The organism is Halorussus sp. MSC15.2 (assembly GCF_010747475.1).
Lineage (GTDB): Archaea > Halobacteriota > Halobacteria > Halobacteriales > Haladaptataceae > Halorussus.
The window spans coordinates 1,243,704-1,258,247 of record NZ_VSLZ01000001.1; the positions used below are offsets into that span (position 1 = coordinate 1,243,704).

At 66.9% G+C, this 14,544-nt stretch carries 15 protein-coding genes; 4 read left to right on the plus strand and 11 right to left on the minus strand.

The window, feature by feature from the left end; all coding sequences use genetic code 11:
* Positions 1-223: 223 nt before the first annotated feature.
* Both FXF75_RS06480 and FXF75_RS06485 read right to left on the minus strand, forming a co-directional pair.
* Positions 224-649: a GAF domain-containing protein gene (locus FXF75_RS06480; protein ID WP_163520826.1), complete on the minus strand. Its 426-nt coding sequence runs from the start codon at positions 647-649 to the stop codon at positions 224-226.
* 58 nt (positions 650-707) lie between these two features.
* Positions 708-2,276: a sorbosone dehydrogenase family protein gene (locus FXF75_RS06485; protein ID WP_163520827.1), complete on the minus strand. Its 1,569-nt coding sequence runs from the start codon at positions 2,274-2,276 to the stop codon at positions 708-710.
* 420 nt (positions 2,277-2,696) lie between these two features.
* Here FXF75_RS06485 and FXF75_RS06490 point away from each other — a divergent pair, with 420 nt between their 5' ends.
* Positions 2,697-3,182, plus strand: a complete 486-nt coding sequence (locus tag FXF75_RS06490; RefSeq protein WP_163520828.1) for a GNAT family N-acetyltransferase — start codon at positions 2,697-2,699, stop codon at positions 3,180-3,182.
* A gap of 33 nt (positions 3,183-3,215) precedes the next feature.
* Here the strand turns inward: FXF75_RS06490 and FXF75_RS06495 are convergent, their stop codons facing one another.
* Positions 3,216-3,638 (minus strand): hypothetical protein, encoded by a 423-nt coding sequence (locus tag FXF75_RS06495; RefSeq protein WP_163520829.1) that lies wholly within the window; start codon positions 3,636-3,638, stop codon positions 3,216-3,218.
* A 173-nt stretch (positions 3,639-3,811) separates the two neighbouring features.
* Here FXF75_RS06495 and FXF75_RS06500 point away from each other — a divergent pair, with 173 nt between their 5' ends.
* Complete coding sequence (locus FXF75_RS06500; protein WP_163520830.1) at positions 3,812-3,985, plus strand: AN1-type zinc finger domain-containing protein; 174 nt, start codon at positions 3,812-3,814, stop codon at positions 3,983-3,985.
* A gap of 60 nt (positions 3,986-4,045) precedes the next feature.
* On the opposite strand, the gene surE is transcribed toward FXF75_RS06500, so the two are convergent.
* The 5 genes from surE to FXF75_RS06525 form a co-directional block, all read right to left on the minus strand.
* Positions 4,046-4,861, minus strand: a complete 816-nt coding sequence (gene surE, locus FXF75_RS06505; protein ID WP_163520834.1) for a 5'/3'-nucleotidase SurE — start codon at positions 4,859-4,861, stop codon at positions 4,046-4,048.
* A gap of 72 nt (positions 4,862-4,933) precedes the next feature.
* On the minus strand, positions 4,934-6,301 hold the full coding sequence (locus FXF75_RS06510) for a serpin family protein (RefSeq protein WP_163520836.1): 1,368 nt from the start codon (positions 6,299-6,301) through the stop codon (positions 4,934-4,936).
* Between the two features lie 150 nt (positions 6,302-6,451).
* The gene (locus tag FXF75_RS06515; RefSeq protein ID WP_163520838.1) at positions 6,452-7,813 is read right to left on the minus strand and encodes an LLM class flavin-dependent oxidoreductase; all 1,362 of its coding nucleotides are present in this window, start codon (positions 7,811-7,813) and stop codon (positions 6,452-6,454) included.
* Between the two features lie 102 nt (positions 7,814-7,915).
* Positions 7,916-8,842 carry a DMT family transporter gene (locus tag FXF75_RS06520; RefSeq protein WP_163520839.1) on the minus strand — a complete coding sequence of 309 codons (927 nt, stop codon included), beginning with the start codon at positions 8,840-8,842 and terminating at the stop codon, positions 7,916-7,918.
* Between the two features lie 7 nt (positions 8,843-8,849).
* Entirely contained in the window at positions 8,850-10,133 is a 1,284-nt protein-coding gene (locus FXF75_RS06525; protein ID WP_163520841.1) for a carboxylate--amine ligase, read from the minus strand.
* A 158-nt stretch (positions 10,134-10,291) separates the two neighbouring features.
* Here FXF75_RS06525 and FXF75_RS06530 point away from each other — a divergent pair, with 158 nt between their 5' ends.
* Positions 10,292-11,071 (plus strand): CPBP family intramembrane glutamic endopeptidase, encoded by a 780-nt coding sequence (locus tag FXF75_RS06530; protein ID WP_163520842.1) that lies wholly within the window; start codon positions 10,292-10,294, stop codon positions 11,069-11,071.
* Between the two features lie 32 nt (positions 11,072-11,103).
* Here FXF75_RS06530 and FXF75_RS06535 read toward each other — a convergent pair whose 3' ends face one another.
* From FXF75_RS06535 to FXF75_RS23285, 3 genes are read right to left on the minus strand one after another with little or no spacing between them, the layout of a single operon-like run.
* Complete coding sequence (locus FXF75_RS06535; protein ID WP_163520844.1) at positions 11,104-12,537, minus strand: small ribosomal subunit Rsm22 family protein; 1,434 nt, start codon at positions 12,535-12,537, stop codon at positions 11,104-11,106.
* Entirely contained in the window at positions 12,534-13,307 is a 774-nt protein-coding gene (locus tag FXF75_RS06540) for a prephenate dehydrogenase/arogenate dehydrogenase family protein (RefSeq protein ID WP_163520846.1), read from the minus strand. Before FXF75_RS06540 ends, FXF75_RS06535 begins: the two co-directional genes overlap by 4 nt.
* Positions 13,308-13,363: 56 nt before the next feature.
* Positions 13,364-13,759: an SPW repeat protein gene (locus tag FXF75_RS23285; protein ID WP_163520848.1), complete on the minus strand. Its 396-nt coding sequence runs from the start codon at positions 13,757-13,759 to the stop codon at positions 13,364-13,366.
* Positions 13,760-14,023: 264 nt separating this feature from the next.
* On the opposite strand from FXF75_RS23285, the gene FXF75_RS06550 reads away from it, so the two are divergent.
* Positions 14,024-14,518: a DUF3592 domain-containing protein gene (locus FXF75_RS06550; RefSeq protein WP_309221759.1), complete on the plus strand. Its 495-nt coding sequence runs from the start codon at positions 14,024-14,026 to the stop codon at positions 14,516-14,518.
* The last annotated feature ends 26 nt before the right edge of the window (positions 14,519-14,544 follow it).

Consider the following 14,544-nt stretch of genomic DNA (forward strand, 5'->3'; position numbering starts at 1 on the left):
CCCCGGTTCGGTGGCTGTGACTCTCTCTACCTCCTGAAAGGTGACCCTCTCTCCTCCAATCCAGTCGAGCGGGACGGAGTCAGTTCCGGTTGCTCCCAACGTGGACTCGTCTCCGTACAACGGGCCGACACCTTCGCTTCGAGAAGGGGCCGATACCTCGCCGGTCCAGTCCCAAAGTCGTCGAGGGAGCGGACCATCGAGAGCGGTTCGGCGCACGTCGTAGTCAGAGACGCTGGGCGATTCGTGCGCCAACACGCATCAATCGGTCGCGCTCCGTCGGCGTGAACTCGTACGGCTCAAGTTTGGCGATTCCGAGGGTTCCTTCGAGCGTGCCGCTCAACCCGATAATCGGAGCGGCGATGGACCCTTCCAACATCGTCTCGCGCGCACCGGGTTCGACGACGCCGGAGTCGTCGGTCTGTAGGTTGCATACCTGCACCGGTTCCCGACGCTCGGCCGCCAGCCCCGCCATGCCTTTGCCGAACGGAATCGTCTCGATTTCGGCGACGACGGTATCCGGGATTCCCTCCTGAGCCACGAGCGTCAGTTCGTCGCCCTCCGCCCGATGGAGGGTCCCCGAGGTGCAGTCGAACTCCTCCAAAACGTCGCGCAGAAGCGCCGTCGGGGTCTCGTCGTTCCGCCGCGTCATAGCACGTCGTTCTCCGGTTTCGTGGACGGTCGGTACTGCACGAGTCTCCTCTCACCGTTCAGTAGGCTGTCGGGGTGACTCTCCAAACCACTCCGGTTTCCCGGTCCCATTCGACCGGGAGGTGTCCTTGCGCGATTCGGGCGCGGTTGATTCGTTGGACGCCGAAGTCCACGATGTACATAGCGCCGTCGGGTCCGAACTTCACGTCGTACGGTCGCTCGAGTCCCTCGCCGACTCGGCCTTGCTTCGATGCTGGCCCCGGCTTTGCATTCTGGACGAACGCCCGCACGTCCTGTCTCCCCTCGCCGTCAGTGTCGATGACGGCGATTCGACACCCCGCCGGCTTGTCTCGGAGTGGGTTCGTGGTCCACGAGAGGTCGCCGTACTCGGGGACGAACAGTTGACCGGCGTACTCGTCCCAAGACGAGGGCGCGACGTCCGGTTTCGACGGTGACGCGTTCACCTCGTGCAGGCCGGCAACGAGCGACTCGTCCGGCTGTTCCAGACCACTTGCCTCGTGGTCGATGAGAAAAGACAGCTCTTGGGGCTGTCGTTCGCCGTCGATGTACGGTTGGGCAATCGTGGAGTTGGTGGGTTGGTATTTCGGACTCGTGACGGGGTCCATGTTGGCCGTGAAATCCGGCCAGCCGTACCACGCGCCCTCTCGGACCCGGTAGGTGGCGTCGTAATTGTCCACGATAGGCCGCCCGGGAGCGTTGTCGTACCCGTTTTCGGCGACGAACATCTCGCCTCGCTCGTTCCACGCGATGCCGACTGCATTACGTAGGCCCCACACGAGGGGTTCGACGGTAGCTTCCGCGTCTTGGGGGTCGAACGCGAGGATGGAGCCGCCGCACTTATCGCGGCCTTCGATTACCTGACCGGGTTCCGTTTCGGTCCCGAACGGGACGAACGCTCCCGTCAGCGCGGTTCCCGATTCCCCGTCTCGGAAGTCGGGAAGTTCGATGTTCACGCCTCTGAGGACGATGTCCTCCGCTACGGTCGGGTGGCCGTCCGGGGCTTTCTGCACGAACGGAATCATGACTTGGTCCATGAACCCGGAGTTGCCCGCGATGCCGGAGCAGACGTACATCTGTCCGCCGCTGTCCACTCGAATGTCGTTGAGCTGATGGTCCGACTTGGCGTCGACGATGCCGCCGAGAATCGGCGTGCGCTCCCCGTCCAGCGTCACCTTGGACACCGCTCCGGACAGGTCCTCCTCGCGGTGCGTGATGTAGAAGGCGTCGTCGTGCCAAGTCATCCCCGAGATGGCGGGATAAATCTCGTCGTCCAGGTTGACCACCTCCGTCACCTCCCCGTCTTCTAGAAGGAGTATTCGCGCCGACGCGTCGTCCTCGTCGAGAAATGCTCCGCCTGCTTCAGCCACGTACATGCTCCCCTCGTCGTCCCAAGCGACGGAGGTGGGGTACGTGAGACCGTCCGCTACTTTTTCGATTTCGTACCCGCCCGGAAGCCGAATCATGGGGAAGCGTGAGGAGGAGTCGAGACGCCAACTGTCCCTCCGGTGGCGTATCGCCTCACGTTGCTCCGAGAGCATCGTCGAACCGACACTGAGACCGCCAGCCATTGCTTTCCGGGCCAGACCGCGAGATGGTTGTTCTTTCATTCTGGTTCTCCCTTGCTGGGAGACGATTGTCGTTATCTACGCGATTAACCCTTGTTGCCAATTATCATCACCCGAAAGACGACAGTCAGCGCCCGTGGTAGGGCCGCGATTCCCTGCGCTGCTCACAGAGTACCACGCTGGCGACAGTAGAGCGGCGTCCAGAGAACCGATTGACTCCACGCGAGTATGATGCTGCGGCGGTGGACGGGAAGCGGAAAACCGTCCTAACCGCGAACCACGAGCGGAGACGAACGAGGTTGAGCAACGAGGGACAGGATAGCGTTGTCCGAGAATCTATCCGAAACGGTTCCTCAGCAGTCGAATACGAGCGGGGGGAACTGAAGTCCCTGTGTAAATACAGACCAGATACCTTCGTACTCAGACAGTAGCTTATACAGTTTTGTCTCCACGTGATTGCGTATGGCCGCTGACCTCACGCTTCGCGCTGCGACGGTCGCCGAGACGGAGGCAATCTTCGTCGTTCACGTCGCGGCTATCGTCGCTCACGGACCGTCTGCCTACACCGACAAACAGGTTGCGGCGTGGGCAGCAAAGGCAGAGGGGACCGAGAGATATGTAGACGCCATCGAGGACCCTTCGACCGAACTCGTCGTCGCGGAGTCCGGTGATTGCGTCGTCGGATTCGGTGAACTCGACGTGGAAAACGGTGGCGTCGAGGCTGTCTTCGTCGACCCGGAGCGTAACGGAGAAGGCATCGGTTCGTCAATACTGAACCACTTCGAGCAGCGACTGCGGAACGAGGGGTTCGACGTCGTTCGTCTGCGGGCCGTTCTCAACGCCGTCGGCTTCTACGAACGGCAGGGGTACGAGCGAGTGGAGCGCGTGACGACTACGACTACCAACGACGTCGATGTAGATTCGGTGCGGATGGAGAAACCGCTCTAATATCGACACTCTCGCCGCCGGACCCGCGGCCCGCTACCGCTGTTCGGGTTGCACGGAGCGCCGGGGAGTCGCGGCCGAGTCGGGCGCGGAGTCGTGGTAGAACGAGAGGAGTTCTTCGAGGAGTACCGCGTCCCGGTCGTGGGGGTCGTAGTGGTGGTCGATGAAGTCCTCGGCGTCTTGGACGTTGCCCCGGAGCGCGTGCTTCCGGATGAACAGGACGGATTCGAGGAACGAGATACCGTCGCCCTCCGAGGGACCCGCCGAGTCGCGGATGAGTTGGGCTTCGAGTTCCTCGAAGTCCAGCGTCTCGGGTTCGAATTCGGGGTCGAGTTGCGCGAGGACGTACTCCGAGCAGAAGCGGTGGAACTCGGATTTGCTCTCCACGACGCCGTCATCGACGAGTGCTTCGATTTCCTCGACCACGGGTTCGGGAAATCGAACGGTACTCTTGACCATGTGACTTTGTTCACAGTACCGTCAAATAAACCTTGCTCACAACTGTCTCGTTCGCTCGAAATCGGTACGAGACCGTCGCAGGACTCGGTAGCGCGACTATCGAGTTCCGTCCCGTCGTCACGACTGCGCGAACCGACCCATACTTCCTTGGTAATCGATAATGTAGTTTCTGCATGGCCACTTGTGAGGAGTGCGGCGAGAAACTGGTCGGGGAACGGGGGTGTTCGTACTGTCAGGGCACCTTCTGCCAGCACCACCAACTCCCGGAGAAACACGACTGTCCCGGCGTCAAGAATCTGGACCAGACCGGCCACCGGTTCGACAGCGGGTTCGACGCGTCGGAGTAGACCGGGTCGGGGACCGGGGGCCTGCGGCGTCTGGTGACGACCCGTCGGGGTCCCCGGCGCTCAGAACTGCTCGGCGAGTTCGTCCAGCGCGTCGTGATGCTCGGTCGTGTGGGGAGCGGTCAGCGGTGAGACGCTAATTTTGCCCTCGTAGACCGCCCGGCGGTCGGTGCCCTCCGGGTCGGGCAGGTTGTCGTCCTCCATCTGGCCCCACGTGTTGTCGTGGAGCGTGACCACGCCGTCCTCCTCTGTGGCGTCCATGTCGTAGACGTGCGAGGGTCGCGTGACGACCATCGGGGTTCGCTGGTCGGTGTCCACCACGCCGCCCCCACTGTCTTCGACCGCGCTCGCCTCCGAGGGGAGCGGCGCGTTGACGTTGAGGTACTCGGCGTTCTCGAAGACGCCCGCGTCGGGGGCGCGCTCGACGAGGTAGCGGACCGCCTCGGCGACCTCGGCGTACTCTTCGGGTTCGGTGTCGCGAGGCCACTCGCTCTGGGGGACGTGAAGCGACGCCGCGATGGCCGGCACACCGAAGAAGGCGGCCTCGACCGCGGCGCTGACGGTCCCCGAGCGACCGAGGACGTACGCGCCGATGTTCGCGCCCTCGTTGCATCCCGAGACCACGATGTCGGGGTAGGGACCGAGTTCGGCGAGTCCGGCGACCACGCAGTCGGAGGGCGTCCCCTCCACGGCGTAGCCGAGTTCGTGTTCGCGGACGGGGACCTCGTAGGTCATCGCCCGGCCGACCGCGCTCTGGTCGTCGGCGGGCGCGACGGTAGTGACGTTGCCGACCGCCGAGAGGGCGTCGTAGAGGGCGCGGATACCGGGGCTGTCTATCCCGTCGTCGTTCGTCAACAGGATTTCGCGGTCGTCGCTCATGGTCGCAACGTTACGGTGGATGGTCAAAAGTCCTACCGCTCCGGGCGGCCGACCGCGCGGCGCTGCACGTCGTCAGTCGGCCGTCGGGTCCGCGACCCGGCCGAGGAACAGCGGTGCGTTCGTGGGCCGGTGGCGAATCACGAACAGGAACGGCCGGTCGGCCGCGAACGTCGCCGGGTTCAGGGCCGCCGACGTGAACTCGGCTTCGACACCGGTAGCCGCGGCCGCCTCGGTCCCCTGCTCGTCCACACCGACGTAGGCCTCGTGGACGACCGACCCCAACTTCAGGTTCGCGTCGGCGTCGCCCTCGGCCATTCCGTCGAGGTTCGCCTCGCGGGTGAACGCGGTCGTCATCCCCATCGCCTCCAGTCGCTTGCTCAGTTCGAGACTCGACCGGAACTCGAATCTGGGGAGTCGGACCTCCACCTCTCGGCTCTCTGTCGCGTCGAGCAGTTCCCCGAGGCGGTCGGCGTCGAGGCCGCGCTCGAACTCGCGGAACCCGTCGCGGGGCGGTAGGAGGAGGGTCATGTCCGCGTCTTCGCCCGCGTAGGGGAGTTCCAGAACCTTCACCCCGTCCACCTCGGCGAACGGGAACCGCTCGCTCTGGTGCATCGTCGGCACTTCGACGTTCGTTCCGTCGAGCGTCGTGAACTCCTTGGGTTCGGTGCTCCCTTCGTCGAACGTCTCGGCCCAGTTCGCCCGGAAGTAGACCGCGTTGGCGAGGACGAGTCGGGTCCTGTGGTCGATAGTCCCCTCCGGAAACAGTTCGGGTATCTTCTCGCGGGTGCGCTCGGCGACCCACCCGTTGATGGCCCGCCGCGCTTCGTCCGGGTGCTCGGCGAAGTCCACCCGACCGAGACCCGCGCCGTAGTGACGCTCCAGCGTCCCGAGGAACGCCTCGCGGAAGGGGAACGCCGCCTGCCCCCAGAGCGCGTTCGCACCGACGAACCAGAAGGGAGCGCCGTCCTCGCCTTCGGTCTCGGTCGCGTCGTCCGTCGTCTCCGTCTCGGCAGTGGTCGTCTGGGGTGCCGATTCGTCGGCGTCGCCGAGCGGGAGGTCCGCGCGCAGGGCGGCGACCGACCGGTGGAGGTCCTCGCCGGTCGGGGCGAATCGCAGCGTCTCGGCCACGTTCGTCCGGGTCTCGCCGCGCGCCCCGGCGTAGGTCATGGCGAGCGCGACGCCGAGGCTGTAGGGCGAGACGAACCGATTCTCGGTCGGCGCGTCGTCGGCGAGGCGGTCGAGCAGCGCGAGACCGAAGTCGATATTTCCGGCGACGTAGCTCTCGGTCGGTGCGTCCACGCCTTCGGGAACGCTCGTCTCGGGGACGCTCACGGGGTCCGGGGCGGTCCCCGCCGTCGGGGCGGAGTCCGCCGAGACACACCCGGCGAGACCGGCGGCCCCGATACCAGCGAGCGATGCGAGGAGGTTGCGGCGGTCCATGTACGCCGAGAGGACCGACGGGGTTGAGTATCTTGTCGAGAGTGAAACCGGCGTTTCACCTATCACTCGGAACCGGCACACCATCACGAAGGTGATTCTCGACTGGTGCGCGCTCTGTACGGCCGCCGACTTGGCGCTCCGTGCAGTTCGTCAGTTCCGCGCGGGGTGGTCGTCGGCCAGTCGCGTCCGGCCTTCCTCCTCGAAGAGGTTCTCCCGGAGTGTCTCGCCCTCGTAGCCCTCGCGGACGAGATCGCGCTCGCGGAGTTCCGGCACCACCATGTCCACGAAGTCCCGGAGCGTTCCGGGCCGGACGATTTCCTTGATATTGAACCCGTCCACCCCGACGTCCTCGTACCAGTGCTGGAGTTCGTCGGCCACCTGCTCGGGACTGCCCACGATGACGGGCGAGGTGGACCCGAGTCCCGCGAACTCCGCGACCTCCTCGACGGTCCAGTCGCGGTCGGGGTCGTTTTTGGTGAACGCGTTGATGGCTCCCTGAATCGCGTCGGTCTCGATGTGTTCGACTTTCTGGTCGGGGTCCAGTTCCGAGAAGTCGAGGTCGATGAACCCCGCGAGCAGCGCGAGGGTGGCCTCGGTGTCCACGTTCTCGGCGTACGTCTCGTACTTCTGGCGGGCTATCTCCTCGGTCTCGCCCACCACGGGCGCGATACCCGGGAAGAACAGCAGGTCGTCGGGGTCCCGGCCCTTCGCCGCGGCCCGGTCGCGCATGTCCTCGACGTAGTCCCGGACGCCCTCCTCGGTGAGTTGGCTGACGAAGACCGCTTCGGCGTTGTCGGCGGCGAACTCCCGGCCGCGGTCCGACGACCCCGCCTGATACAGCACGGGCGTCCGCTGGGGCGAGGGTTCCGCGCCGTGGGGACCGGGCACGTCGAAGAACTCGCCCTCGAAGTCGATGGCCCGGACCTTCTCGGGGTCGGTGTACACCCCGCTGTCGCGGTCCCGGACCACCGCGTCGTCGTCCCAACTGTCCTCCCAGAGCGCGTAGCAGACGTCCATGAACTCGTCAGCGCGGTCGTACCGGTCGTCGTGGTCCATCCGCTCGTCGAGTCCGAGGTTCCGGGCGGCGCTCTCCAGATACGAGGTGACGATGTTGAACGCCACGCGGCCGTCGGTGAGGTGGTCGAGCGTCGAGAGTTCGCGCGCCAACTGGTAGGGGTGGTTGTACGAGGTGGACTTGGTGACCGCGAACCCGAGGTTGTCGGTGACCGACGCCATCGCGGGGACGAGGTACGCGGGGTCGTTCGACGGCGTCTGTATCGCGTTCTCGATGGCGGTCTCCCGGTCGCCGCCGTACACGTCGTAGATGCCCCGCACGTCGGCGAAGAACACGCCGTCGAACCCGCCGCGTTCGGCGGTCCGGGCGACCTCCTGCCAGTAGCCGGCGTCGGTGTAGCGGTCCGACTGGTCGCCCGGCGTCCGCCAGTTGCCGGTCGTGACGTGTTCGACCGAGTTCATCGTGAAGAGGTTGAGGTGGATGTAGTCGCTGCTCATTGGTGAGAACCTGTGTTCCGGCGGGTGAAAAGGCGGGGGTACCGGCGAGACGTGCGGCCGACCTCGGACGACGACGGCGTGTCGTTGCTTCGGCGGCGTCGGTCAGTCGTCGGCCCGCACGACGAACCGCCGCGTGTCGCCCGCGAGGTCGGCGATGGCGCGTCGCTTGAGGACGACGAACCCGGCGAACACGAGGAGGAATCCGAGGACGGTGAGCGCGGTTATCGACTCCCCGAGGACCGCGACGCCGACGACAGTCGCGACGACCGGCACGAGGTAGGCCACCAGCGACGTCTCCAGCGCGCCCCGGACTTCGAGGAGCGTGAAGTAGATGACGAAGGCTATCGCGGTGGCGAAGACGCCGAGGTACGCGACCGCTCCGGCGGCCGCCGCGGTCCGCGGGAGCGCGAACGGTTCGCCGAGACCCGCGCTGACGGCGTGCAGGACCAGCGCGCCCACGAACATCGACCAGCCAGTGAGCGCGGTCCGTTCGAGCGTCGGCCGGGCGCGCTGTATCAGGACGCCCCCGAGCGCGACGCCCGCGACCTGAAGCAGGATGAGGAGTCTTCCGACGACGTCGTCGCCGAGCAGGTTCGCGGGGTCTGGCCGGACGATGAGTCCGACGCCGACGAGTCCCAGTACGATGCCCACCGCGCCGCGGGCCGAGACGCGTTCCTCCGGCAGCAACGCGAGCGCCCACAGCGAGGTCGCAATCGGAACGAGGCTCTGCATGATGGCCGCCACCCCGCTGGGGACGGTCTGCTGACCGACGAAGAGGAAGGCGTTCGCGGCCACCAGAAACAGTCCGCCGGCGAGGACGGCGCTCGCGCTGGCGCGGTCGGTCGGCCACGGCGCGGTGTCGCGGACGAACGCGTAGCCCAGCAGGAGCACGGCGGCCACGTCGTACCGGAAGGCGGCGAACAGCACGGGTTCCAGCGATTCGAGACCGACGGAAATCGCCATGAACGAGAACCCCCACAGCACGGCGAGCGCGGCGAACAGTCCGACGGTAGCGGTGCGGTCGTTCACGTCGGTCTCAGCAGGAGCAGTAGTACTCTTGGGTGCCGAACTCCGTCGTGAGAAGCTGGTACGCCGGGGCCGGGTCGGAGGGCCGGTAGACGCCGGTCGTCAGGTCGTCGCTCGCCTCGAAGTCGCCCGACATGAGCGAGAGCCACTCCCCGCGTCCCAGCACGTCCGCGAAGCCGTCGGTGCCCAGCGCCTTGAGGTAGTCGGCGAGGTAGACCCAGCGCGCGTCCCGGACCTCGTCGGCGTCGTACTCCTCGCCGACCGTCTCGGCGTAGGCCGCCAGCGGGAGGTTCGCACCCGCCTGCACCGGCAGGGAAATCCACTTCCACGGACGGGTGTTCACGTCGATGAGGACGTACTCCTCGCGGTCGCCGTCGTAGAGGAACTCGGCCTCGCTGATGCCGTAGTAGCCCGTCTCGTCGAGGACCGCCAGCGCGTTCTCCTCGACCTGCGGCGCGTCTGCCCGCTGGACCACGCAGGAGGTGCCGTAGCCCAGCGGGTAGCGGACGCGAGCGTTGCCGACGAAGGTGACGGCCTCGCCCTCGCGGGGGACGTAGGAGGCCAGCGAGCAGTCCTCGCCCTGCACGGCCGGGACCTTCTCTTGGGCCATCACGCGGATGCCCTCCGCGGCGGCGTTCGCCACCACGTCCTCCAGTTCCGCCTCGTCGGCGACCTCGATGACGTTCGTGCCGACCGCCTCGGAGAACTTGCGCTTGAGCGCGGGCTTGACGACGAGCGGGAAGCCCAGTCGCTCGGCGGTCTCGGCGGCGGGGACGCTCTCGCGGTCGTTCCCGGCCGGGCCGGTCTCGCCGCCGGTCTCCGCGGGGTCGGTCTCGGCGATGCGGTAGGTCTCGGGGTAGGGAACGTCGAGTCGCTCGGCCACGTCGTACAGCGACTCCTTGTCCAGCACGCGGTCGATGGTCGCGCGCTCGGCGAAGGGCAGTCGGACGCCCTCGGGTTCGGTCCGGGAGAAGGCGTGGACCCACTCGTCCATGCATCCGAACGCGACCGGTTCGTGGTCGAGTTCGGCCGCGAGCGCTTCCACGTCCTCGCGGAAGCCCTCCTCGTCGTCGAGGGGGTACGTGACCCGTCCCGCGAAGTCCACGGCGTCGGAGTAGGGCGCGACCCCCTTCTCGTTGCGGTCGATGGCGACGACGGGCACGTCGCGGGCCTTCAGCGCGCGGGCGACGCTCAGGCCGGTGACGTGGGCGTTGCAGACGATAGCTGGCGGGCGGTCGAAGTCGGCGTCCGCGAGCGCGTCGCGGAGGCCCTCGAACGAGCGAAAGGTAGCCATACCGGAGGTTCTCGCCGCGGGCGTTAAAAGCCGTCCGAGTCGGCAAAGTCGTCCGGGGTCTGGGATGGTACGACGGTTCGGCGTCGCGTCGATGTGCGGAGAGACTACCGACTCCGACGGCCGACATTTATGTCGGTATAGCGAGACGTACCGGTCAGATGGTACCCGATACGCCCGGTTCGGGCGTCGCTGGACTCCTCTCAGCTCCCCGCGACCGACTCGAACGAACGGCGGCCGCGTTTTCGGCACTCGAATCCCGGTGGCTGCTCGCGGCGATAGCGCCGGTGGTCCTGACGGCGGTGGTAATCACTGCCGGGTACGTCGCGTCCGGCGGCGAGGACCCCGGGTTTCCGCCGCAGTTCGCCACCTTCGTCTACGGTGTGAGCAACGTCGTCGTAATCGGTCTCCTCTACGCTCGGTTCCCGGAGGGGGTGTGGCGTGCGAGCGCGCTCTTTCGGAGACCCTCGAAGCGCGAACTCGCCGCCGGCGTCCTCGCCACGGCGGCGGGTGTCGCGGTCGGGTGGCCGCTCACGACGCTCCTCGCGGACGCCGCCGGAATCGCCCGATACACCGTGCCGTCGGTCGTCGTGCCGTTCGGGTTCTCGCCGGTCGGCATCCTCGCGCTGTTCTTCGGGTCGGTCGTCGTCGCGCCGGTGGCAGAGGAGATTCTGTTCCGCGGACTGTTCGTCGGCGTCGTCCTCGACAGGGGATACAGCCCGTACGCGGCCGCGGCGAGTTCGCTCTTGGTATTCGCCGCGCTCCACTCGTTCACCGCCGGGGCCGCCGGCGTCGTGAACGCGCTCCTGCTCGGAGCGCTGCTCACGTGGCTCAGATTCCGATTCGACAACCTCGTGGGCGCGTGGCTGGTACACGCGCTCAACAATTTACTGGAGTTCCTCGTGGCGATATCCGTGGTTCCGTCGCTGTACGCGCTCTAAATCACGGCCCGTGGTTCGGGGTAGAACCGCTCTCACACCGGAATTCGGTCCACGACGGTTTCCTCGTCCACGACCAGATTGTACGCGTCCTCGTCGTCGTTCCACAGCACCAGCACCTGCTCGAACGCGAGCAGGTCGCCGTAGTCCGCGGACGCGAGGTCGGCGTTCAGCGAGGTCTCGCGCGTCAACACCGCGAAGTGGTCCTCGGACTCGCTCCCGTCGCTGACCTTGAACAGTGGGTTCCGGTCGCCCTCCGCCAGCGAGTGGCTGAGTTTCACCGCCACGAGGTCGATGCGCTCGGTGACGTGGCGCTCCATCTGGGCCATCTTCGCCACGTCGTCGGTGGAGGCCGTGAACTCCGCCTTCCGCCGACCGTCGGGACGCAGAATCGAGTAGGAGAACTGCACGTCCGCGTTGACGAACTCGCCGGATGCGCCCCCGTCCTCGTCGAGTTTGCGCTGGAACGCCGGCACGTCGAGGTCGGGTTTCACGTCGAACGACCACCCGCGGTCGGTCGGTCGCTCGTCCGGCCAGAGGCGGAGCGTCGGCGAGAAGATGGCGGCCGCTCCGGCGTCGTCGGCCACGGCGCGTTCGACTTGCCGGAGTCCGATGCTGGTCTCGCGGTCGGCGGGTTCGATTGCGAGGACCGCGCCGTCGTCGGCGAGAGAGTCGAGATAGCGCCGGACGACCGCTTGGGGGTCGTCGAGTTCGTTCAGGACGTTGGCGAACAGTATCAGGTCGTACTCCGGGTCGTCTCCGGCGTCGGTCCGGCCTTCGGGGTCGAACTCCTCGGCGGTCTCCCGGTGGAGTTGCGGGTGGAAGTTCCGCCCCGTCTCGGCGACGAGTCGGTCGAACACGTCCGCGGCGGCGTCGCTCGGTTCGACCGCGTCGTACTCCACCAGCGCGTCCTCGGGCAGGTAGTCGGCGACGCCGAGCGCCGGGCCGCCGACGCCCGCGCCCACGTCGAGAATCCGGAGGTGGCGACCGACCAGTCCCGCTTCGGCGAGTTCGTGGAGAACGTACTGGACCACCGCGTAGTTGTCCGGCAGGTGGTATATCGCGTAGCCGAGCGCGGCCGTCTCGTCGTACTCCACCGGGTTGTTCCGGAAGTAGTCTTCCTTGAGTCGCCGAATCGCGTCGCGGAGTCGGTCGCCCGACTCGCCGGTCTGCCAGTCGGGACCGAACCGCTCGACCAGCAGGTTCTCCAGCGCTCGCCCGTACTCCGGCGGGAACGCTTCGACGCCCCGGAACGTCGGGGCGACCGACCCCGCTTCCACCGGGACGAACGTGGCGTCGTCGCGCTCCACGAGACCGAGCGACGGGGCCTCCTCCCGGAGGGTCTGGCGGACGACGCCGGGATGCGGTTGACTGTCGATGTACTCGGCGATTTCGTCGGGGTCTATCGGTCGAACGTTCCGCAGGTACTTCGCGTTCTCTCGGACCTTCTGGCGTAACTCGTCGTTCATGATTCGTCTTCGGTCTCCGGGTTCGCGGTCGTTGCGCTCGCCTCCCGGTACAGGCGGGCGAACTCCTCGGCGTCGGCGTCGGCGAGGCGGGAAGCGGCGTCCGCGACGCGGTCGGCCCCGTCGAACGTCGCCTGAATCTCGGCGTACACCGACGGCGCGTTGCCCGTAACTTGGTCGGCGACGGCCGAGAGGTCCTCGAAAATCGGCGTCGTGAGTCCCTCGGGCACGTCGTCGGCCGCGAGCGCGAACGCGAGGACCGCGGCGTGCGCGCCCGCCTGTACGGTCTCCATCGCCTCGTCGTGGTCCGCGGGGGTGGTCTCGACCAGTCGGTTCCCCGCCGCTTCGAGCGCGTCGAGCAGTCGGTCGGTGACCGGACCGGACTCGTCGGCGACCACCGCGACGTTCCCCGGCGCGTTGGCGGCCGCGAACAGGGGGTGGAGACTCGCGCGTTCGCGGTCGGGTGCGGCCGCGGCCATCGCGGCCACGGGGTCGGCCATCTGGCCCGTCACGTCCACGAGCGCACGCTCGGCGTTCGACGCGTGGGTCTCGATGGCCTCGCTCGCGGCGGAGATGGGCACCGCGACGCAGACCGCGTCGAACCGCTCGTCGGTCGAGGTCGGGACGGCGCGGCCGCCGACCGCCTCTGCGCCCGCCTCGGCGACGTCGGGGTCGGCGTCGGCGAACGCCACGTCGGCGTCGCCGAGTTGGCTCGCCGCTACCTCGCCGAACCATCGACCCATCTCGCCCGCACCCACGACGAGTAGCTTCATCGAGAGGGAATAGCCGGTCGGGTCTCAAAAGGGGTTCGCTCCGGTCGGCGTCCCGGCTACCCCGTCTCCTCGGCTTCCTCGGCCTCCTCGTCGAGCGAGACGAACCGACCTTGGTAGACGTTGTACGCCCCGAGGACGAGCACGAGTCCGCCGGTAATCGCGTCGCTCCAGAACAGGAGGTCGGCGGTGGCTCCGAGGCTGGCGAAGTTCACCGCCGCGACGACCTGCCACGCGCCGACGAGCGCGGTGACGAACGACGCCACGACGCTCACCGACGCGTACTCGCCCGACGCCGCGAAGTTGTAGGTCGCCAGCACTATCACCGCACCGCCGACGAGAACGTCGTTCCAGAAGTGCGCCGGTTCGGTCTCGAACGCGACCAGCACCGAGACGACGAGCCACGCGCCGAGGAGCGCGTTCGCTCCCGCGACGTACTTGCCGGTCTTGCTCACGCCGGACGTAGGCCGACCCCGCGGAAAAACGAGTTGGCCGAAAGCGCATCGGTCGATACGAACCGTCGGACGGACACCGACCACCGATACGGACGAACGGAGGAGTCCCGAACTCGCGGGGTCCGGCGCGTTAGCCGGACGCTGGCATCCCCCGTTGGTACGGGTTCGACTCCACCAGCGTTCGGGCACGACTCGGAAGTACCGGTGCCGAGGACGGCGGAAACATTCGCCATCGTTACTTACGTGGAGCATAAATACGCTACCGTGTCCCCAGATACCAACATAAATATCGGAGGAAAGGAACTCGACCCGGTCCGGGGCGGACTGCTGATGATAGTGGTCGGGATAGCCGTCGCTGGCTTCGGCGTCTACGACTACACCCAGCAGTCCGACGCGATATCGAACGCTGTCACCGTGAACGCGACGATTACCGGCACGTCCGTCGAATCGGTTCCCCAGCGCCGCGGCGGTCCCGATTACCGGCCGGAGGTCACGTTCGACTACCGCTACGAGGGAGAGTCCTACACGTCGAGCAATCTCTATCCGACTTCGTTCGCCTCGAACTACGATACGAAGTCGGCGGCCCAGTCGGCGATAGAGGGGTACGAAGCCGGCGACACGGTCACTGCGTACGTGAATCCCGGCTCCCCGGGTAGCGCGTTCCTCAAGCAGAAGAAGTCGAACGGCCCGCTGAAAATCGCGGCGATAGGCGGGCTGTTGGTGCTCATCGGCGGCGCGTCCGTCCTCCGCGGCTCCTGACGAACGCGGCCCGACTGGTATCGCCC